This is a genomic window from Clostridium beijerinckii (assembly GCF_036699995.1).
GTDB classification, from domain to species: Bacteria; Bacillota; Clostridia; order Clostridiales; family Clostridiaceae; genus Clostridium; species Clostridium helianthi.
The window spans coordinates 3,862,556-3,884,865 of the sequence record NZ_CP144906.1 but is presented as its reverse complement, the minus strand read 5'-3'; the positions used below and the strand labels follow the sequence as shown (position 1 = coordinate 3,884,865).

The 22,310-nt window shown below is 28.6% G+C and carries 19 protein-coding genes; 13 read left to right on the top strand and 6 right to left on the bottom strand.

All coding sequences use genetic code 11. From position 1 onward, the window contains the following. The first annotated feature begins 13 nt into the window (after window positions 1–13). On the top strand, window positions 14–1,021 hold the full coding sequence (locus PZA12_RS17925; protein ID WP_161223314.1) for an electron transfer flavoprotein subunit alpha/FixB family protein: 1,008 nt from the start codon (window positions 14–16) through the stop codon (window positions 1,019–1,021). 373 nt (window positions 1,022–1,394) lie between these two features. Here the strand turns inward: PZA12_RS17925 and PZA12_RS17920 are convergent, their stop codons facing one another. The 3 genes from PZA12_RS17920 to PZA12_RS17910 all read right to left on the bottom strand — a co-directional run bounded on the left by PZA12_RS17920 (window position 1,395) and on the right by PZA12_RS17910 (window position 2,913). Beyond that, the gene (locus tag PZA12_RS17920) at window positions 1,395–1,910 is read right to left on the bottom strand and encodes a DUF1453 domain-containing protein (protein WP_103699412.1); all 516 of its coding nucleotides are present in this window, start codon (window positions 1,908–1,910) and stop codon (window positions 1,395–1,397) included. Window positions 1,911–2,047: 137 nt separating this feature from the next. After that, window positions 2,048–2,458, bottom strand: coding sequence for a hypothetical protein (locus PZA12_RS17915; RefSeq protein WP_161223315.1), 411 nt, complete (start codon window positions 2,456–2,458; stop codon window positions 2,048–2,050). Beyond that, the gene (locus PZA12_RS17910; RefSeq protein ID WP_103699411.1) at window positions 2,455–2,913 is read right to left on the bottom strand and encodes a LytTR family DNA-binding domain-containing protein; all 459 of its coding nucleotides are present in this window, start codon (window positions 2,911–2,913) and stop codon (window positions 2,455–2,457) included. The genes PZA12_RS17915 and PZA12_RS17910 overlap by 4 nt, the downstream gene beginning before the upstream one ends. A gap of 173 nt (window positions 2,914–3,086) precedes the next feature. Between PZA12_RS17910 and PZA12_RS17905 the strand changes: the two genes are divergently transcribed. Further along, a complete protein-coding gene (locus tag PZA12_RS17905) occupies window positions 3,087–4,520 on the top strand; it encodes a DDE-type integrase/transposase/recombinase (protein ID WP_168983577.1) in 1,434 nt (477 codons plus the stop codon). 589 nt (window positions 4,521–5,109) lie between these two features. Here PZA12_RS17905 and PZA12_RS17900 read toward each other — a convergent pair. Together PZA12_RS17900 and PZA12_RS17895 are read right to left on the bottom strand one after the other, a co-directional pair. Continuing rightward, a complete protein-coding gene (locus tag PZA12_RS17900) occupies window positions 5,110–6,705 on the bottom strand; it encodes a response regulator (RefSeq protein ID WP_161223316.1) in 1,596 nt (531 codons plus the stop codon). A 25-nt stretch (window positions 6,706–6,730) separates the two neighbouring features. Then, window positions 6,731–8,551, bottom strand: coding sequence for a sensor histidine kinase (locus PZA12_RS17895; protein WP_103697804.1), 1,821 nt, complete (start codon window positions 8,549–8,551; stop codon window positions 6,731–6,733). Between the two features lie 213 nt (window positions 8,552–8,764). Between PZA12_RS17895 and PZA12_RS17890 the strand changes: the two genes are divergently transcribed. The 5 genes from PZA12_RS17890 (at window position 8,765) to PZA12_RS17870 (ending at window position 14,098) form a co-directional block, all read left to right on the top strand. Continuing rightward, entirely contained in the window at window positions 8,765–10,021 is a 1,257-nt protein-coding gene (locus PZA12_RS17890; RefSeq protein WP_103697803.1) for an ABC transporter substrate-binding protein, read from the top strand. A gap of 180 nt (window positions 10,022–10,201) precedes the next feature. Continuing rightward, entirely contained in the window at window positions 10,202–11,080 is an 879-nt protein-coding gene (locus PZA12_RS17885) for a carbohydrate ABC transporter permease (protein WP_103697802.1), read from the top strand. Between the two features lie 11 nt (window positions 11,081–11,091). After that, window positions 11,092–11,931 carry a carbohydrate ABC transporter permease gene (locus PZA12_RS17880; RefSeq protein ID WP_103697801.1) on the top strand — a complete coding sequence of 280 codons (840 nt, stop codon included), beginning with the start codon at window positions 11,092–11,094 and terminating at the stop codon, window positions 11,929–11,931. Between the two features lie 25 nt (window positions 11,932–11,956). Then, window positions 11,957–13,069 (top strand): glycoside hydrolase family 172 protein, encoded by a 1,113-nt coding sequence (locus tag PZA12_RS17875; protein WP_103697800.1) that lies wholly within the window; start codon window positions 11,957–11,959, stop codon window positions 13,067–13,069. Window positions 13,070–13,231: 162 nt separating this feature from the next. Continuing rightward, entirely contained in the window at window positions 13,232–14,098 is an 867-nt protein-coding gene (locus PZA12_RS17870) for an ROK family protein (RefSeq protein ID WP_103697799.1), read from the top strand. A gap of 135 nt (window positions 14,099–14,233) precedes the next feature. Here the strand turns inward: PZA12_RS17870 and PZA12_RS17865 are convergent, their stop codons facing one another. Further along, complete coding sequence (locus PZA12_RS17865; protein WP_103697798.1) at window positions 14,234–15,547, bottom strand: FAD-dependent oxidoreductase; 1,314 nt, start codon at window positions 15,545–15,547, stop codon at window positions 14,234–14,236. A gap of 419 nt (window positions 15,548–15,966) precedes the next feature. Between PZA12_RS17865 and PZA12_RS17860 the strand changes: the two genes are divergently transcribed. From PZA12_RS17860 to PZA12_RS17835, 6 genes are all read left to right on the top strand, one after another. Beyond that, window positions 15,967–16,689 carry an MBL fold metallo-hydrolase gene (locus PZA12_RS17860; RefSeq protein ID WP_103697797.1) on the top strand — a complete coding sequence of 241 codons (723 nt, stop codon included), beginning with the start codon at window positions 15,967–15,969 and terminating at the stop codon, window positions 16,687–16,689. Window positions 16,690–16,861: 172 nt separating this feature from the next. Beyond that, window positions 16,862–17,773, top strand: a complete 912-nt coding sequence (locus PZA12_RS17855) for a PhzF family isomerase (RefSeq protein WP_103697796.1) — start codon at window positions 16,862–16,864, stop codon at window positions 17,771–17,773. Window positions 17,774–17,850: 77 nt separating this feature from the next. Then, on the top strand, window positions 17,851–19,068 hold the full coding sequence (locus PZA12_RS17850) for a MerR family transcriptional regulator (protein WP_103697795.1): 1,218 nt from the start codon (window positions 17,851–17,853) through the stop codon (window positions 19,066–19,068). 133 nt (window positions 19,069–19,201) lie between these two features. After that, entirely contained in the window at window positions 19,202–20,461 is a 1,260-nt protein-coding gene (locus PZA12_RS17845) for an MFS transporter (RefSeq protein WP_103697794.1), read from the top strand. A gap of 297 nt (window positions 20,462–20,758) precedes the next feature. After that, window positions 20,759–21,553: a DUF692 family multinuclear iron-containing protein gene (locus PZA12_RS17840; protein ID WP_103697793.1), complete on the top strand. Its 795-nt coding sequence runs from the start codon at window positions 20,759–20,761 to the stop codon at window positions 21,551–21,553. Between the two features lie 128 nt (window positions 21,554–21,681). After that, window positions 21,682–22,281, top strand: coding sequence for a Crp/Fnr family transcriptional regulator (locus tag PZA12_RS17835; RefSeq protein ID WP_103697792.1), 600 nt, complete (start codon window positions 21,682–21,684; stop codon window positions 22,279–22,281). The last annotated feature ends 29 nt before the right edge of the window (window positions 22,282–22,310 follow it).

Here is a 22,310-nt window from a genome sequence, read left to right as displayed (position 1 = left end):
AGGGTAATTTATTATGAATATAGCAGATTACAAAGGCGTTTGGGTCTTTGCTGAACAAAGAGAAGGCGAATTACAAAAAGTATCTTTAGAACTACTTGGTGAAGGTAGAAGAATTGCTGATGAATTAGGAGTAAATCTTACAGCTTTATTATTAGGTAGCAACATAGAAGGATTAGCAAAAACTTTAGCAGAGCACGGTGCAGATGAAGTTTTAGTTGCTGATGATAAAAACTTAGAACACTATACAACTGATGCTTACACAAAAGTTATTTGTGATTTAGCAAATGAAAGAAAACCAGGAATATTATTCGTAGGAGCTACTTTCATCGGAAGAGATTTAGGTCCAAGAATAGCTGCTAGATTATCAACAGGATTAACAGCAGACTGTACATCAATTGACGTTGATGTTACAAATGGCGATCTTTTAGCTACAAGACCAGCATTTGGTGGTAACTTAATGGCTACAATTGCTTGTCCGGAACATAGACCACAAATGGCAACAGTAAGACCAGGAGTATTTGCAAAGATTACAACTGATCCATCTAAATGTAAAATTGAAAAAGTTGATGTTAAATTAGCAGATAGCGATGTAAGAACTAAAGTTTTAGAAACTATAAAAGCTAAGAAAGATATCGTTGATATAGCTGAAGCAGATTTCATCGTATCAGGTGGTAGAGGAGTTGGAAACAAAGAAAACTTCCAATTACTTAAAGAATTAGCAGAAGCTTTAGGCGGAACTGTAGCTGGGTCAAGAGCAGCTGTAGAAAAAGGATGGATTGATGGAGCATATCAAGTAGGTCAAACTGGTAAGACTGTTAGACCTCAAATATATATAGCTTGTGGTATTTCTGGAGCTATCCAACACGTTGCTGGTATGCAAGATTCAGATTTAATCATTGCTGTAAATAAAGATGATTCAGCTCCAATAATGAAAATTGCTGACTATGCAATAGTTGGTGATCTTACTAAAGTAATACCAGAATTAATAGATCAAGTTAATGAAATAAAGAGCGCTGAATAATATAGAACTTTTTCAGGTGGAGTTATACTCCTGCTGAATTTAGTTTAATTTATTGAAGATGTTAGATATCAGATAAAAGGAGAGCTGAAATGTAAGGAGGCCGTTGACCTCTAAACATTTCGGTGTGTATAGATTAAAATAATAGGAGGTTAAAATAATGCAAGGATTAAGTATTGACAAGATAAAAGTAGGAGATAAAACTTCAGTCGTAAAGACTATTGGTGAATCAACTAAGTTAGAAATTGATATGCTCCCTTTATAAAAACAGTTTTTTATTTTTACTGTCTACTATAGGGGGAGCATATTAATTTAGTAGGGGATTTAACTGATAAAATACATGTGAAGTTTTAATTTAGATGTGTTAATCATATATCTAAGCTAATGCTTTTAAGTTCGAATAAGATTTATATGCTTGTAAAATACCTCCAATAAATAATCCGACGGAAAAGCCAGATAATAATGAATACAAAATATTAAAGAAAAGTGTACTGTATAACAACGGATTAACAGCCATAGCAACATTTAATAGATATTTAGCAAAAAAATTAGTCATCATAATAGTTATTGGTAAATATGAGCCAGTTTTATATAGAGAGCCATCCTTTATATATATTTTTCTATATCGAGAATATAAATAATATGATATTAAAGTACCAAAACACATACAAATGATATAAAAAATCATAGAAAGACCTAAATAGCTAAATTTAGTTAGCAATTTTTCTAAGCCCCAAATAATAAAAATGGATGGCATAATGAACATTTTAGCAAATGATAACTCACCATCTTTACTAGCATTAATTCCACGCTTTAAAAGGTAAATAAATATAACCAAAACATAAAAAGGAGTTTGGCTAAATACCTCTGAAACAATATTAATAATCATCATAATAATAACCTTCTTTCTTAATTCATATCATGCTGTAAGAGTACAATATAAATTAAATAAGGACAATACGTATTTACGTAAGCGGTATATTTATATAACTAAGCGGTATTAAAACTAATATAAAAATAAACAAAAATCTACTGTTGGTTTTTATTTTTTCTATTTCTATCTAAAATCTCATTCATTTTCTTCACGTCTATTTTCTCATATTGATAATTAATAAGTCTTACGCATATGTAAATGAATATAACTTCAATAAACGTTGAAAGCATTAATAATAAGGACATATTCCAGTTAAAAAGATAATTTGATGCAGCAATCATTAACCAAATTATAATTATATATAATAATGGGTTAAATATTGAGTCCTTAGAAATAATATATTTATTAATAACCATCTTTATTAATGACAATGATAATGATAAAGCTAGTAATTCACAAAGCTTTTTATTATCTAAAGATTGTTTTGTAATAAGCTGAAATAATGTTATTACTGTAAAAACTACTGAGGTTAATTTTAATATTTCTTTTAAATATTTAAAGGTCATTTGCCATCCCTCATTCCCAATTTGTTTTTTAAATTTGCAACATATCTTCTTGAAATTATTACTTTTTCATTATTAGTTAAAAGGGCCTCTAGATTTCCGCTTAACTTTGGATAAAAAGAGTGTATTTTATCAATATTGAGTAGCAAAGATTTAGAAATTCTAATAAAATTCATGCTAGCTAATTGTTCCTCAAGAACATACAATTTCTCAGAAATTTCATATGTTTGAGTTTTCGTATAGATGAATACTTTTCTGTCTATTGATTCTATATAAAAAATTTCATCTACGTTTACTTTGTAATATTTTTCTTCTTTTCTTCCAAGTAAGTGTTTAATAACTTCATTTGATGATGTCAGTAATTCTATGGCTTCAGTAACTTTTTCTTGAACATTGTGTACGTTAAAAATAACTTCTTCCTCTAATTCAGAAGAGATAATGTTTATACTAACCTTCATTTTTACACTCCTACAAATTAAATGGTACTGTCAAAGTTTTTTATCTAACTAAGGCAGCAACCCTTTAATTTTTCTTATTTTTTATATAAATAACTTGCCACCCCCAAAAAGTTAAGATATTTTATACTTGCAAAACAAAAACACTGAACTAAAAAAGGAGGCAAGCTATTACCATGATTAATAAGTTTCTTCTTGAAACTGTAATTTATCTTATTGAAATTATAAAGTATCTCATGACTTTGCTGGTTGGCAAAAACTTGCTTAAAAGCATTTCGGACGAACCTGTTAAGAAAGAATACCGAAAGCTTCAAGTAGATGATCAACCAATCTTTGATGTTCCCGAAAAACTTAACTATAAGCTTCTAATAGCTGAATATGAGTTTAAGCACGGCAAAGAATTTGCTCCTGTGAAACCTCGCAAAAACAAAGCGTTAGCTCCTAAGGATGTTATCTGTCCTAAGTGTGGTGCTCCACATACCTATCTTTACGATAATAACGGAGGCCGAGGACAATATCTTTGCAAAGTCTGTGATACCACATTCAATCCTAAAAATTACTATCAGAAATCCATAGTGTTAAGATGTCCTCACTGCAGTAAAACACTTGAAAGAATCAAGGCGCGTAAGGATTTCTACGTTTATAAGTGTAAGAATGATAATTGCTCTTTTTACCAAAATAATCTTAAATCAATGACAAAATCTGAAAAACAAGATTTTAAGAAGAATCCTGGTAAGTTCAAAGTTAGATACATATTTAGAGATTTCACTTTTGACTTTAAGCCACTTTCTAAAGAAAGTCCGGTAAAATCAAAGGTTTCTCTTCCAAACATTATGATTTCTTCTTACACCTTAGGACTCATTCTAACTTACTACGTTAACTACGGTTTATCTTCCAGAAAGACAGCTGCATTGCTTAAAGATATTCATGATATTAAAATATCTCATCAAGCAATTTTAAACTATGTTAATGCCGTTTCAATTGTAGTTAAGCCATTTATAGATAACTACGATTATAAACTTTCTGACTCTTTCTGCGGCGATGAAACCTACATAAAAGTTAACGGTAAGTGGAACTATATTTTCTTCTTTTTTGATGCTGTTAAAAAGATTATTCTATCTTACAGAGTATCACCACATAGAGATACCGAAACGGCTGTAAAAGCCATCGATGATGTTCTAAGTAAGTTAAAAGAAATACCTGAAGATCTTAATCTTATAACTGATGGTAACCCTATATATCTTCTTGCACAGCACTTCTTTGCAAGCCATAGTATAAAATTCGATGTTACTCAAGTTATAGGCTTAACCAATAAAGATGAAGTTTCAAAAGAATATAGGCCATTGAAGCAAATTATTGAACGTCTTAACCGAACCTTTAAAGGCAATTATAGAGCTACTACTGGCTTCGGAAGTCCTAACGGGTCGGTTGCATTTGTAACTATGTTTGTGGCATACTTTAACTTTCTAAGACCACATTCTGCCCTTGAAGGCAAAACTCCTGTAATCCTTGAAGAGTTAGAGTCAATGTCCAACATGCCTACTAGATGGTGCAAATTTATTGAACTATCTCAAGACTTTGTTCTAAATAACTGTACAATAACTGCCTAATGATCTAAAGCAGTTGGTGAAACGCACCCTTGACACGCCCACAAAGATAAATGGTAAAATATCTCAATAGGCGGGTCTATTAGTCATGTTCAAAATTATCATTCACCCGTCCTTAACTGCCTAAGACCATTTATCTTTAGGTGTGTCAAGGGCAACTAGCAAACATAATTTAACATTAAATGGTAGTTGGATTGATTTTTCATATATTTTTTACACTACCAATTAAATACTGTTAATATATAAAATCATATAGCACAGTTTCATAAATAATCATTATTTTTATTTAAACATTCTTCTAAACAAAATATGATAATCATTTTCCATAAAGTACATACTTATTTATATATAAAATATCATATAGACTAAAATAAGTAAATTGCAGAAATTACTTCCTTAAAGAATAGAAATTTAATATTTTATATAGTAAGTTTTTTTTATATTACGTTTTAAATGTAAACTTATTATGGAAATATATATTGTATAAAAGCCTATGTTAGATTTAGTATAAATCCGACATAGGCTAAATTTAATAATGAAATAGAAGTTAATTTTAGGAGAAAGAAAGCACAAAAAAGTTAATTAAAATTTATTATATTTCTTGTCGATAAATAGATGGATTCTTATTCATTTTCTTTTTAAAGCAGGAACTAAAATAATATTGATTTACATAACCAACCTTTTCGCTAATTTCTTTTAAAGATAGATTTGTATTTTCTAGGAGTTTGCAAGCATTTTCTATTCGTACATTTGTTATAATAGTACTTATGTTTTCACCAATTTGTTTTTTAAATAATGCACTTAAATATGCTGGACTAACATTTACATATAAAGCAATTTCATTTAAGGATAAATCTTTTTTGCTATAATTATCTTGAATATATGTAATTACGTTATTACAAAGATATTCATGCTGATTTTTTATTGATTCATCAAGTCTATTACAAATAATCTTGAAAATATCAAAAAGCCAATTAATTATTTCGGAACTGTTACAAATTGTACTTAAGTTACTGTATGTATTTACTATAATATTTTCAATATCATTAGTATTTATAGACATGTTATATAATAGTTTTAGCACATTACTTAGAATAGAATATATATTGTTAAATATTAAATACTTATTGTTACAATTTATTAGAATTTCTTCATAAAAATCTTGTATCCAGTTTTTTATGGAGTTTAAATCCTTTTTGTAAATAAGCTGAATTAGCTTATCTTCTTTGGCATAAATATAAACACTATTATTTGCATTATTTTTTCTAACAATATCATGAATATCAAATATGTTTTTTTGAGGAAAGAAAAAATTATATTCAAGTGCTTTACATGAATTATCATAAGAAATTTTCATGTTCCAAAAAGAATCAATAACGCTTCCTATGCCTATATTTAATTCAAATATATCACTTTTATAGTGTTCCATGAATGAATTAAGTATATCGTGAACTTTATTCAGCAAGTAATTTCCATTTGGGTAATTTTCACCAATAATTGTAATTATATCGTCCCGTTCGATTAAAAGATGATATAATTTAAACTTAGAAAAAGCAGATTTAATATGATCACCTAAGTCTATTAATGAAATATGATATTTTTCAATTCCTAAATCATTTTTTAATATTTTAGAGTTTGTTATTTTAAAATTTAATGTCAAAAAATATTTTGAATTTAAATCTATATTTAAGTAATCCGGATATTTAGAAAGATTGTATTTTGCTTCATCAGTGTTTAAATGTATTAATTCTGAAAAAAACTTACTTATCATTAATGGGCGACTTTCATTTAAGATTTTACGATTCCTTTTTTCTTTCTCTAATTGGACGAATGCATTATTAATAATTGTGCTGAGATAATTATAATCAATAGGTTTTTCTATGTAATCATAGACCCCAACTCTGATAGCCTCTCTTGCGTATTCAAATTTATCAAATGCGCTTATAAGTATAATCTTTATATTAGGATTAAATTTTAATATTTGCTTTGACATCTCTAGTCCAGATATTATAGGCATTTCTATATCTGATATTATTAAATCAATATTAGCAGATTTAACAGCATCAATAACAGATTGTGAATCATAAAACATATATGCTACTTCTGAATTTAAAGATTTCCAGTCTATATTTTTATAAATACCTTCAACAGATAAATGATTATCATCTACTATAATTACTTTTCTCAAAAATACGTCTCCTTACATATATATTTTAAATAATTTGATTTAATATCATTTGAATTTTGGTGCCACTGTTTAGATCACTAGTAATTTTTATACATTCTTTAGATATCTTTGAAGAAGCTAACCTAGCATTTACATTACTTAATCCTAGATATTTATTATCGACACTATTATTTTTTAGGATAGATTGCATGTCAATAAGCTTATCAGGATTAATACCAATTCCATTATCTTTAATGGTAATTAAAATATAATTTTCATAATAAACAATAGATATATCTATACTGATTTTATTTTTACCTTGTCCAATTCCATGCTTAATGCAATTTTCAATAAGTGGCTGAAGTGTAAGTTTTGGAATTAGAAAGTTTTCGATACCTTCATCCAAATAAAAATTCCAAGCTATATTTCCATCTTTGCATATGCTCTCCATTGATAAGTATAATTTAGAAATTTCTAGTTCTTCCTTAATTGTTATTAAATTTTCAGAGGTACGAAGTACGTATCGATAGAACTTTGATAAGTCTATAATAATTTGATTTGCAATATCAAATTTGCCTATGGAGTTACATATGTGAATAGAATCCAGTATATTATATAAAAAATGAGGATTGATTTGTGTTTGTAGTAAATCATAATTCAATTTTTCTTTTTTTATTGATAAATCTAAGATGGTATTGAAATTATCGTTTATTGTATTTATCATATCTTGAAAAATTAATGCTATATAATCAATATCGTCACAATGTACGGAGTTAGGATCTATCAATTCATTAAGATTGTCAATTTGTATGCTATTATTATTAAGCTTAGCAGATTTTATTATTGTGGATAGTTTATTAAGCCTTTTTGTCAGTTCTTTTCCAAGAGAGATAGCAATAAATATGAATACAGGAGTTAGCAGTAAAATAGAAAAGAAAATTAACTTAATAAGCGGAAAAGTGTTATATAATATATATTTTTGAGGAATATCAGTAACAATATACCACTTATTCACTAGTTTTGAAGATAGAATTTCTGAATCCTTATATGAAGATAAACCATTGTGAAGATCATTTTGTTTAATAATTGAAAGTTTTTCATTATCTAAAGTACTGCCTACTTTACTTTTATCAGAGTGAGCTACAACAACTCCATCATCATCAATAATATAATTAGATATTGAATTATCTACAGTAGAGTTTTTTAGTATATCTGAAAATTCATCTGATTTAATACTTACAAAATATGCGTACAATAAAGAATCATTTTTATTGTATTTAACGCTCCTATAGCAAAATATAGAATCCACTCCTAAGTTAGTATTAGAAATCATATATGGGAAGACTTGTTTTGATCTAAAAACCCATTTTGGAGATATACCTAAATTTATCAATTCGTTTTCAGAAACCCCATATTTCTCAATTGCTTTTAGGTTGTTAAAATTTAGCTTATTATTGCTTATAATTAAACTTGGATCTACAAAAGCATTTATATAAAATATATTAAAATTATTTTTTAATACATCTATATTATTAGAAGTATTGTTAAAAGTATTTAAATAATTTGATAGAGGAAAGACTGGAGTATTATTTAAAGAATACAAATAAAATTGAATGGAATCAGCAACATGCTCAATTTGCATCATACGATTATTAATATCAACTTTTAACTGATTATTTATAAGTAGATTACTATTAATTATCTTATCTCGTGCTATTTTTACAGATGTATGATAAGAAATTAAGCCAATAGCTAGAAGAGGAATGGTAGTACAAAGTATAAAACACACTATTATTTTATTTTGAAAATTAGAAAGATATTTTTTTATAAATTTATTTACAGACTTTAATTTATAAATAATAATCATCAAGTATCCCTCTCCTTTGGTTGTGTAATATTTTACCATTAATGTTATTATAGATAATAACTATGTACATTACAATATTTATAAATTGTGAAAATCAAAAACAAAAAAAATTATAAATTATAAGAAAAATAATATATTTAAATTTACTATTGGATTTAATAAAATGAATATGAAATTTAACTGAAAACGTTATATATTTAAGGGGGAAAGTTTATGAAATTAACTAAAATCATGTGTTTATTGACTTCGACAGTTATGGCAGTAACATTTTTTACAGGGTGTGGAAGCACAAAACCATCAAGTACTGAAACTTCAGCAAATAAAACTGAAAAAATAACATTAATGACAGTTGATACAACTTTTAATGAAGATTTTCAAAAGTATATTGAAAAAGCAGAAAAGGCTACAGGAATAAAAATAGATACTATTGCTTGCCCAACTAATACAGACGATAGGCAAGCCAAAATTACGACTATACTTTCATCAAAAGATTCTAGTGTAGATGTTATAACAATCAATGATGAAATGATCAGTGCATTTAAAAATACGGGCTTCTTAGAGCCTCTACAAAATACTGTTATGAAAAATGATGTAGTATCACAATTTCCTAAAGATTATATAAAAGATTTAATACAAGTAGGAGACAATATATATTCTGTACCTATGTATATGGAGATATTAGGCTTTTGGGTTGATCAGTCAAAAGTAAAAGCACTTGGCTTAGATGCAATAAAAACCAAAGAAGATTTTGAAAAGTATGTTAAGGCCTACAGCAAAGATGGGAAGTATGGATATGGTGGTGCATGGGAAAAAACTTATGTATTTAATGAAATCGGAACTTTTGTAAATTTGTTCGGTGGAGACTATTATGATTGGACAAACCCTAAAACAAAAGAAGCAGTTAAATTCATGCATGATATGGCTAAGAATGGTGAAACTCCTATAGCTCAATTGGCTGATCAATATGATCCAATGATGCAAAAATTCTTTGATGACGACTATGCATCAATATTTATGTATACAGGTGCTATGAAAAATTTTGTTAATTCTGGTAGATATGGTAAAAACGGAATAACTTTAGCGCCAATGCCTACTTTTGAAAAAAATAGTGCCTATATAGCTTGCTGGAATTATGTATTAAATTCAGCATCAGAAAATAAGGAAGCTGCAATTAAATTCTTGAATTATGCAGCAAGCCCACAAGGAGAAAAAGACTATTATGAGATGACTTCAAGATTGCCTGCAAGGTCTGATGTAATAAATGATTCAAACTTTAAAATAGAAGGGCTTAGTGCAATTAAGGGGTATTTACAAAATACTGAACTACACGGACGCCCAATGGCACCTCAAGCAATGGAATTTATAAGTTCTATGGGATCATTATTCCAAAGATATGCCTCTGATGAAATATCTCTAGACGAGTTCTGCCAAAAGGCACAGGTAGAAGTAAATAAATATGCTAAAAAATAATTAGATATAAATATTGAAAGATTCATACCTAAATTAAATAGTAGTAGCATTAAGAGTTGTTAGTTTATTTAGGTATGAGTTAATTATAAAAATACGCTATAATCTTATTTTTTAACAAAGGAGTTTATGGTAATAGAAAATTCAAATTATTATAGCAATTATCAAAGATTGGAGGAGAATATGAGTAATAAACGTAATAAGATATGGATAGCTTGGATGCTAGTAGCACCTGTATTAATACTAAGAGGTTTTACAACAATATATCCAATATTCACTACCTTTAAGAATAGTTTTTTTGATATGAGCTTACTAAGAGGTGGAGAAGCGAAATTTATTGGTACTCAGAACTTCATACAAATGTTTACTGATGAAAAACTAGCTACATCAATAGAATTCACTGCTATATTTACAATAGCTTCTATGATATTACACGTTGTATTAGGTGTAGGACTAGCGTTAATGTTAAATATAAAATTTAGAGGTAGAAAGTTTTTAAGAACAATTGTCTTAATACCATGGGCAATGCCAATGGTTGTTGCAGGCCTTGCTGCAAGATGGGCTTTTAATGATACTTATGGCCTTATAAATGATTTAGTAAGGCGAATATTACCTAATTTTCACTACGATTGGTTAATTAATGAATTATCTGCAAGGATAGCGGTAATTTCAGTTGATTTATGGAAGGATGTCCCTTTCTTTGCGATACTAGTATTAGCAGCATTGCAGTTTATACCATCAGACCTTTATGAAGCAGCTAAAATAGACGGAGCAGGAATAATTAAATCATTTTTTTCAATTACATTGCCAGGAATAAAAAATACAGTATTAACACTATGTATCTTTTTTACAATGTGGAGGCTCACTAGTTTTGATGTTGTATATTCAATGACATCAGGAGGGCCAGGAGACTCAACAACATTACTATCTTATAGAATAATGACAGAAGCATTTACAAATTTAAATTTGGGATATGCATCATCACTAGCAGTAGTTTTATTTGCGACAATGGTAGTTTTAACATTAATTGATGTTAAATATATAAAGAAAATAAACAAATAGGGGTGATAATTATGAATTTTAAAATAAATAAGACTGTACCTTTTGTTGTAAAATGGGGGTTAACTGTTATTATATCTGCTGTTATATTAATACCTCTATATTGGATTTTTATATCCTCCATTAAACCGTCAAATGAATTATTCACAGCACCTATAAAATATATTCCCGATAATATTACCTTTGAAAATTATAAAAAATTATTTTTTGAGTTAAAGTTAGGAGAAAAAGCTTTAAATACATTATTTATAACTACAGCTGCATTAATAATATCTACTGTTATTTGCTTAGTAGGAGCTTATGCATTTTCGAAATATAAGAGTAGAGGTTTAAAAATAGCTTATGGAGCTATAGTGTCTTCAGCATTAATACCAGGAATAGTAACTGCAAGACCATTATACGATTTTATGAACAAATTCAATTTGGTGGATACTTTTTTAGGGTTAATAATATTATATACAAGCGCATTAATACCATTCACAATTCTAATATTGAATAATTTCTTAAATGAAATACCGACATCAATATATGAAGCAGCAGAAGTAGATGGATGCAGAGCTATACAAAAAATGTTTTATGTGACACTACCTTTAATGAAGCCAGCTATAGCAACCATAAGCATAATTAATTTTATTACATGTTTAAATGACTTATTTACACCATTGTTTTTTGCAAGAAAAATAGAAGTATTAAGTGTTGGAATAACTACAATACCTAAAGAAACAACCTATAGTATGCCTTGGGATCTAATTAGTACAATGGGATGGATAATACTTATACCAATAATATTATTTGTATTATTATTTGAAAAGCAAATCATGGACGGTATAATGGCTGGCGGTGTAAAAGAATAATTGATTAGAGAGGAGATTTTATTATATGAGTAATTATTTATTTGCAAATGGACTTACTAGTTTATCAGTGCTAAAAAATGCACGTTCTCGTGCTATCAATGCAGAAAATCCAAACGGAGAAAAAGGTAAAGGGGGAATGGCTGCAAGTTATTTAGGACCTTCAAGAAAAGGAAGCCCTTGTTTAAGAGATATAGAGCCAGGAAAAACGGTGACATTAGCTGAAGTAGATGGACCAGGGATTATAACTCATATATGGATTACGGTTGATAATAAAACAACTGATGCAGATTGTAATGTTTTAAGAGATTTAGTTTTAAGAATGTATTGGGATGAAGAAGAAGCACCTTCAGTGGAAAGTCCTCTTGGAGATTTCTTCTGCTGCGGCTTTTCAAGAGAGTGTATTGTAAATTCAATGCCAATAGTAGTAGTTCCGTCTAGAGGGATGAATAGCTATTTTCAAATGCCTTTTCATAAAAAAGCTAAAATTACACTAGAAAATCAACATGATAATACAATACCAGCATTTTTCTATCAAATAGATTACTGCTTGTATGATGAATTACCAGAAGATATTGCTTACTTTCATGCTCAATGGAGACGTGAGCGTATAACAGAATTACAGAAAGACTATGTAATTATTGATAATATAAAAGGAAAAGGGCATTATGTAGGAACATATATAGCATTGACAACATTAGAAAGATATTGGTGGGGAGAAGGAGAAGTTAAATTTTATATAGATGGCGATAAAGAATATCCTACAATTTGTGGAACAGGAATGGAGGATTATTTCGGAGGTTCTTGGAGCTTTGCATCACAGGTTGATGGCAAGACAGTAGAAAATACTTATTGTACGCCGTTTCTTGGATATCCATATTATTCAGCAAATGATGATTTAATACACAATCCATATCATAATAATGATTGTCCACCGATGCGAGGATTCTATCGTTGGCATATAGCAGATCCAATTTATTTTCAAGATGATTTAAAAGTTACAGTGCAACAAATAGGAGTATGTTACAAAGGATTATTTGAGCGACAAGATGATCTTGCATCAGTTGCATATTGGTATCAATCAGAGCCACACAATAAATTTGAAAAATTAATGGATAAGAAACAACGTTGGCCAAGATAAATAAAAAATTTAGAAAAGATCAGATTGATGTTAGAATTTTAAATATAGATAACCCAACTATAATCTATACTTATGCGTATCACTCATTTTTGGTTGGAAGATATTTCATAGTTTAAGTATAGTTGATGATTATGATATCTATATATAAAGGGGGGAATTATTATGAAATATGGTGCGATTGAAGCAGGTGGAACAAAATTTGTTTGTGCAGTAAGTAATGAAAATCTTGAAATTATAGAAAGAGTAAGTATACCAACGACAACACCTGATGAAACAATGAAATCTGTATTTGAGTTTTTTGACAAATATAATTTAGAAGCTATAGGTATAGGCTCATTTGGGCCTATTGATGTGAATAAAAAATCAAAAACTTACGGATATATAACAACCACACCCAAATTAGCTTGGGCAAACTATGATTTTGTTGGAATTATAAAAGAAAGATATAATATTCCAATTGGTTGGACGACAGATGTAAATGCAGCGGCACTCGGAGAATTAAAAAAAGGTGCAGCATTTGGATTACAGAGTTGTGTTTATTTAACAGTAGGAACTGGAATAGGCGGAGGTGCAGTGATAAATGGTCAACTCTTAGAAGGATATGGTCATCCGGAAATGGGCCATATTTTAGTTCGTATGCATTCTAATGATAAATATGAAGGTGCATGTCCTTATCACTCAAATTGCTTAGAAGGAATTGCATCAGGCCCAGCTATAGAAGAGCGATGGGGGAGAAAGGCATATGAATTAGAAGATAATAAAGAAGTATGGAAAATAGAAGCTTTTTACCTTGCGCAAGCAGTAATGACATATACATTAATTTTAAGTCCAGAACGTATTGTTCTGGGTGGTGGAGTAATGAAGCAACGTCAATTATTTCCACTAATAAGAAAAGAATTAGAACAATTAATGAAAAAGTATGTTGCAATGCCGAATTTAGACGAATATATTGTACCTCCAGCTCTTGGAGATAATTCAGCAATTATAGGATGTTTGCTTTTAGCTCAAAAGACAAATGAGAATGGATAGACTAGATTTTTTTATGGACTTTTTGAAATAGAAGTATTAATCTTCTATATAAATTGTTCGTTAAAAATTAAGTAACCTAACTTTGAAAAGAATAATCTGCTGAATTAAAATCAGCAGACTATTTTTTTTAGAGGGTTAAGGTTCTATTGATTGTGGGAATCTAAAAACATTTTCTGGGTCATAAATCTTTTTTATTATTCTAAGGGTTCCATAATTCTCACCATAGTATTCATAGCCATAATATTTAAGCTGAGCATAAGGGAAATTCACATAAGAGCCATTTGTTATGGTTTCCACATATTTAAAAACTTTTGATACCCAGTTTTTAAATACATTGCCATCTTCATATTCTTCCCAATCTGCTGTTATTCCAATAATATAGCTGGCATCTCTATAGTAGTAAGCTGAATAATCACTGGAGAAATCTTTTATCTTACCGCCTAAAGTATAAAGTCTGATAAAACAATCATCTCCAGGGCTACAATCTATATACTTAATTAAATTTCTGATATTTGTTTTATTTAGATGACAGTAAACAAACCTTCCAGTAGCCTTAAATCTATCAGGAGGCCCATAAAAAGCACCAATGGATTTAACAGCATCTATAAAAGGTACATATTCTATTAAAGAGTTATCTAGTAAACCTGGGAGAAGCAAAAACTCTTTTAAAATCTTTTCAGCTTCAGACTTAGGTCCATAGAAGAATCCATTTAAATATATGCCTTTTTTACTTAAACCAGCAAAACAACTAATCCTTTTATCAGCAGTTCTTAGCCAGCTTTGCCATAGGTTAATAAATTTTTCCCTGGAAATATTATTCCATCTAAGCTGTATAAGAGTAATATAATTTACCTTATGAAGTCTAAAAGTATAGCTAGTTACAACTCCAAAGTTTCCTCCACCGGCTCCTCGACAGGCCCAGAATAAATCACGGTTTATATGATTATTTGCAGTTATTAGATCACCTTTCGCATTAACCAATTGCAGCTCTATAAGGTTGTCCGATGCTAAGCCAAAGTTTCTACAGGATAAACCTATTCCTCCACCTAGTACCAAACCAGAAATTCCAACCGTAGGGCATGTTCCGCCATTAAAGGCATACCCTTTTTCAGAAGTTATTGAGTATATATTTCCAAGTCTTGCCCCAGCTTGAATTTTTACAGTATCACTTTTAGTATTAACTTCAATCTTGTCCATAGGAGTCGTATCTATTACTATTACGCCATTATCTGTTGAATAGCCTTCATAATTATGCTTCCCTGTACGAATGCGAAGTCCTACATGATGCTTTCTACACCATTTAATAGCGTTGGATACATCTGTTGGTGTATAACAATAAACGATAGCTAATGGAAATTTATTAATAGATAGATTATATTCAAGTCTCAAAGTTGGATACTCTTTGTCTGAGGGAGTTATTACCCTTCCTGTTAATCCATTTAATCTCATTTTCTTTCTCCTTTGTTAAAATGCATTTTTCTTTATTTTATGTTGCGAGTATCATAGAAGTGATTATGTAGAAACTTAAAAAATACCGGTTATCACCATTATTTTGTATAAGAAGAATGTTAATGATAATTCTATGAATATAAGAATTTGTATATGATAATGAATAAGCTTAAGATTCTAAATAAAATATAAAATTGATAATAGGCAGAGTTGAAAAGAAATTATTTTTGGAAAAATTATTTGGAAATTGAATTTTCACATTTTTTTATTGAGTATTTGGTTTACCAAAATTTTAGATGTAAGTTTATCACTGCAATATATATGTGCATAAATGATACAGAAATATTTAAGAATTAACTATAGTGTTTTTGAACATGATATTATTTTCTATAATTGAAATCTTATTAGGAGGACTTAAAATGAGTAAAATAAACGTATTAGATATATTTTTCGATTTTTCAGGACAAAGTGATGCTATACATCCAGTTATATTGGAAGATGAGAATGAAATGATATTAATCGACTGTGGATATCGAAATTTTTTGAGTTTAATAGAAGAAGCTGCATTAGCTAAAAATATTAATATAAAAAATTTATCTAAAATAATTATTACACATCATGATTATGATCATATAGGAGCTTTAGCAGAATTTAAAAGAAAATATCCTAAAGTAAAAGTATTAGCGTCAGAAGAAGATGCTCCATATATTGGTGGAAGTAAAAAATCATTAAGATTACAACAAGCTGAAAATATATATGATTCATTATCAGAAAATGAGAAAGTAGAAGCAGATCATTTTCATAAAATGCTTCAATCTATAGAAAGTTGTAACGTTGATATAAAGTTAAAAGATAGGGATTATTTCGATTGTTGTGGAGGAATTGGAATCCTAGCTACACCTGGGCACATGCCTGGACATATATCCATTTATCATAAAGAAAGTAAATCATTAATAACAGGAGATGCCTTAGTTGTAGAAAACGGAGAACTTGTTATTGCAGTACCTCAATATACCCTAGATATGAAAGAAGCCCAAAATTCTGTTAAAAAGTTTTTGGATTATGATATTGAAAGAATTATGTGCTATCATGGTGGAATATTTGAGAATGAAATCAGTGATGCTCTTAAAAGAGTTTTTTAAGTTAGGCAATTTTTATTATTTTTTCAATCCAAACATAAATCTTACTTTTAAAATGCGCACTTGTAAGTGAATTAAAGTAAAACTATAATTAATTATATTACGGATAGGTATTAATTCCCATGGATTAAAGAAATGGTTTTAGCCTATAAATTAAAGTATATCTGGAGGTAACATGGCAAGAAAATATAATTTATATCAAGTTGATTCATTTACAAAGGAGAAATTTACAGGAAATCCAGCAGGGGTAATATCAAATGCAGATGGATTAACTGATTATGAAATGCAGAAAATTGCTAGAGAGCTTAACAATTCTGAAACAGCATTTATTTTCTCTTCAAATAGTAGTGAGTATGATGTTCAAGTACGCTTTTTTACACCTATAAGCGAGGTTCCTATTTGTGGACATGCCACTATTGCAGCTCATTATGTACGTGCTATCGAAAATGAACTGGAAACTTCAAGGATTTATCATAAGACAGGAGCAGGAATTTTACCTGTTGATATAATAAAAGAAAATGATGATTACAAAATTATTATGACGCAGGGAAAAATTGAATTTGGCAAAATTATTGATGGTATAAATAAAGAAGAACTTTTAAAAGCACTTAAAATTAAAGAAAGTGATTTACTTGATGATTATAAAATTCAAATAGTGTCAACAGGTCATTCTAAAGTTATGATAGGTATTAAAAGTATTGAAACCTTAAATACATTGCAGCCAGATTATAGTGCACTTTCTAAGTTAAGCGAGATCATTAAATGTAATGGATATTATATTTTTACTACTGATTCAAAAGAAAGTGATATTTTAATACATGGAAGAATGTTTGCACCATCAATAGGTATTAATGAAGATCCTGTTACTGGTAATGCAAATGGTCCACTAGGTGCATATCTTGTTCATCACAATCTTGTTAAGCATAATAATTCCTTATTTAGATTTAAAGCTAAGCAAGGAGAGGCTATAAATAGGCCTGGTATAATCGAAGTTGAAGTAAAGATAGAAGACAATGAACCAATAGAGGCCAAAGTTTCAGGAAACGCCGTTATAATATTTAAATCAGAATTATTATTAAATGATTAAAAAAGTTTATTCTATGAATAATATGTGGAGCAATTAAAAGAGCTGTTATCGAAGTTCATTATAGATGGAGGAGTTATATGAAGATTGGTAAATTCGTTAAAGCTAACAATTTAACTATTGATACTGTGCGTCATTATATAAATATGACTTTGATAATGCCTGAAAAACATGGAGGGCAATATGACTTTGATGATAGATGCCAAAGTGATTTGGAAGATATACTATTACTTAAAGGAATGGGATTTTCATTAAGTGAAATTAAATCAATTTTCATGTTTAAAAGATTAGCGAAGCTTACAAGATATGAGGAAAATGAATGTTTTAAAGCATTTTTCGTAAACAAAGATAAAGAGATAGAAAATAAAATAAGAGAACTTAAATTAATGAAGCAAAAGCTTAAAACAAAACTAGATTTGCTTTCAAATGTAGAAATTAAAGATAAATCTATTATAGGCATAGATTTTAAAGCTCTTGATCTTTTGAGATGTTTTAAATGTAAAAAGGATTTAAAGCTTCGTGAAGGAAATATAGCAAATAACCAAGTTATAAATGGGAAATTGATTTGCTCTTGTGGAGAGGAATACATAATTAAAGATGGAGTATTGAGAGTTTCTAATATAAAAATAGATTCTGATTTTAAGTTTGACTTTAATTACATCACAGATTATATAAATTCTACTGATACAACCTATCTTGATAATGTCTATCGTGGAATGGATTGGATTTATAAAAAGATTGATTTTGAAAATTTGCAAAACAAAGTTTTGCTTGAATTAGGTTCAGGAATTGGATTTTTTCTAAGAAATGTTTATAAAAATCTACCTGATGATTCAATATACATTGCTGTTGATAATGATATAAATAAGCATTTATTTTTAAAAAATATATTAGAGAGTATAAATTGTAAGAAAAAGATATTATTTATTTGTTCTGATTTTGAGCAAATTCCTATAAAAGATAAATCTATTGATATGCTTTTAGACATTTCAGGTACAAGCAATTACAGCTTTGATCATGAAGAGTTTTTATTGGAGCTAGCTGATAGATATGTAAAGGATAGTTCAAATATAATAGGGACGTATATTTTATTTAAAAATTTTGCATCAAACTGTTTAATTGAAGATAAATATCGGAAAAATTTTATTTTAAACAATGTTAAAGAACAGATTTCAAAACTTGACTATAATATTTTTGAGGAAAATGTATCAAACTATATAGAAAAAGGTGGAAAATATGAAAGCTATTTTAGAGATGGAGAAAAAGTATATTCATATTTAATCTTTGGTAAAAGGTAGGGTTAACCCTATCTTTTATTTATTTTATCATTAAACTTTGTTAATTAACCTATTGATATGGTGATAACACTACTATTTAAAATTAAATTGAATTTAAAAAATAGATTATCATTAAGAGAAAGCGAGATTAACAATGTTAATAAAAGTTCTATCACTAAAAAACTTTTCGAGGAATAAAGAGTTATTAAATATAGTTTTATTTTCAATTGCAAGCTTTATATCTGTATTTGGAACATCTATATATAATTTTGCTATTAGCTTGTATGTATTAAAAATTACTGGTTCAGGTCTAAATTTTGCTATGACTTTAGTAATAGGAGCATTATCTACTGTTCTTGTAAATCCATTTGCTGGAGTGCTTGCTGATAAAATTAATAAGAAACTACTCACAGTAATTACAGATACTTTAAATGGTATGCTATTTCTGGTTCTATACATTCTAACCATTGAACATCCTTTGAGTTTATCTATGATTTATTTAAGTACCTTTATATTGAATGTATTTTCTAATATATATGGGATAAGTATTGAAACTGCAAAACCAAATCTAGTATCAGAAAAAAAGCTACTTCAGATAAATTCTATTAGCAAAATAATTGAATCTGCATCTTCCATACTTGGGCCAATGATTGGTGGGATGATTTTCGCTTTATTAGATATAAGGCTTTTCATAATAATCAATAGTTTTTCTTTTGGGATATCCGCATTTCTTCAGTTATTTATGGATTTCCTATTTAATCACAGAAATGAAGAAAAAGATGGAGAAAAATTTAATATTTTCACTGATATAATTCACGGAATAACCTATTTAAGAAGTAAAAAAGGTATAGTGAATATGTTTGGAACATTTATTGCGTTAAATTTCTTTATCGGTCTTTCAATAAATGTACCAATGCCTTATATAGTAAATAATATTTTAAAATTGAGTTCTAATTTGTTTGGGATAATACAAGCTTTTTTCTCAATAGGAATGATTGTTGGCGCGCTTATAATAAGAAAATCTCTGAATAAATTCTCACATCAGAAAATCGTAAAAGTAATGACTAATATATTATCAATTTGCATGATAGCAATAGGTTTTTCTGTTATAATTCAGTATAAAATCTATGATAATAATAACCTCTATGTAATATATTTTTGCTCAATAATGTTATTAGCAGGCATATCCATATCAGTAATTGATATAGCTATATTTTATGAATTTCAACAAACTATTCCAGATGTCATTAGGGGAAGAGTACTGAGTATAGGAATCACCATAGCAAAAATAACTTTACCTATTGCACTAATTATAGCTGGCACCTTGATAAATCGTATACCAGCATATATTTTGCCTATAATAAGCGGTGTAGGACTTTGGATTTTTACTATGCTATATGTTAGAAATGACTAATTTTATGTGAGAAGAATATGATTATTAAATTTATCCGAGATTATGATGAGGATAAATGGAGATTGGCAGCAATAACGATAATTATATTATTATATTAACGATTAAATTTAGATTATTCATACAGCTATATAAATATGTAAATTTCACCGAGAAAGCTATAAAGACATGCTTTAGAAATTGAATAATAGAGTTTTATAAAGTATACTATAATTAAGTTACATAAAGTGGTTTATTAGTTAATTATAGTATTAACATATGCAAATAAATAATGTAATTATATAGGGAGGAAATTCTAAAATGTATATTGGGTGTAACTGGTCAAAAGCACTAAAATTTCTTATAGAGAAGAACTCGATAAGAATAGACTATATTAAATCATTTGGATATGGAAATTTTAAAGAAGACTTCAAAACGATGCGTTCAATGCGACCAATTTTAGTACATGGTTTAGGCTACTATGAAAATACAGGAATGAATGATCTAGAGAGGATTGATTTTAATTCTGCAAATAGTATTATAAGGGAATGTAATTCACCACATTATGGTCTTCATCTTGCTATAAGATCTAAGGACATGTTAACAGGTATGACAGAAGATGACATATATAAACGCATGTCTAATCAAATTCAGTTCTTTAAAAAGAGTTTATCAGTTCCATTATTACTTGAAAATTCTCCTGATACACCACATGACCGTGAAGCATTTGACCTTTATCCTTATGTAATGCCAGAACAGATTTATAAACTGGTTGTTGAAAATGATGTATCTTTCTTGCTAGATATAACTCATGCTAAGATTACTGCAAAATATCGGGGATGGGATGTTTTTGATTATATTGGAAGGCTACCACTTGATCATGTTGTAGAAATTCATACAAATGGTTCAGGTCATGATGAAAATGGTTTTCCAATGGATACACATCAGGCTATGGAAGAAGAGGATTACGAATTGTTAGAGTGGGTTCTTAATCGTACAAATCCGAAAATAGTTACATTAGAGTTTAATGAAGTAGAAACAGAGGATTATGACAAAGTAATTGATTCATTAGAAAAGCAATTAACTCGAATATATGACATATGCAGTACTAGATAAGTAAAATTAATAAATAAGAATAAATTTGCAATATTTTTAGTGGATTGTGATTGGATAATACTAAAGAAGAATAAAAGTATAAGAGTTGTAAGAATAATTATTTCAAACCAAAGGAACGAGGGCTTTAAATGAGTAAAAATGTATACGATGATTTATGGATAAATATTTTGAAAAACAATGAGATTTTACTCAGTGGAAAAAACATAATTTTATTAAAGAAAATTTTTAAGCCAAAGCTATTAAAAAAAGATATGTTCTTTTTACAGGAAGGTGAGAAGTCTACTGAAATAGGAGTTGTTGTTAAGGGAGTTTTTCGTTCTTATTATATTGATAAAGCAGGCAAAGATACAACAAAATATTTTTACAAAGAGGGTGGGGTACTATTCTCATATGTAGCACATCTATCTCAAAAAGAATCTATGTATTATATACAAGCATTAGAAGATAGCGAAATTATTGTAGCCCAAATTTCTGATTTTGAAAAAATAGTTGAGGGAAATTATGAACTACTTTTATTTTACAAAAAGATGATTGATAGTGTTCTTATTATGAAAGAAGAACATGCAATTAGTTTTAAAGCATTAGATAGCACTGAACGTTATAAGCAGTTCCTTAATGCATATCCTGGATTAGAAAAGCGTATTAAACAATATCATATTGCTTCTTATTTAGGAATGACCCCTGTGTCACTTAGTAGATTAAGAAAAAATTTTAATATTAACAAATGATAATGCAGCTAACCTCCATGTGATTTATG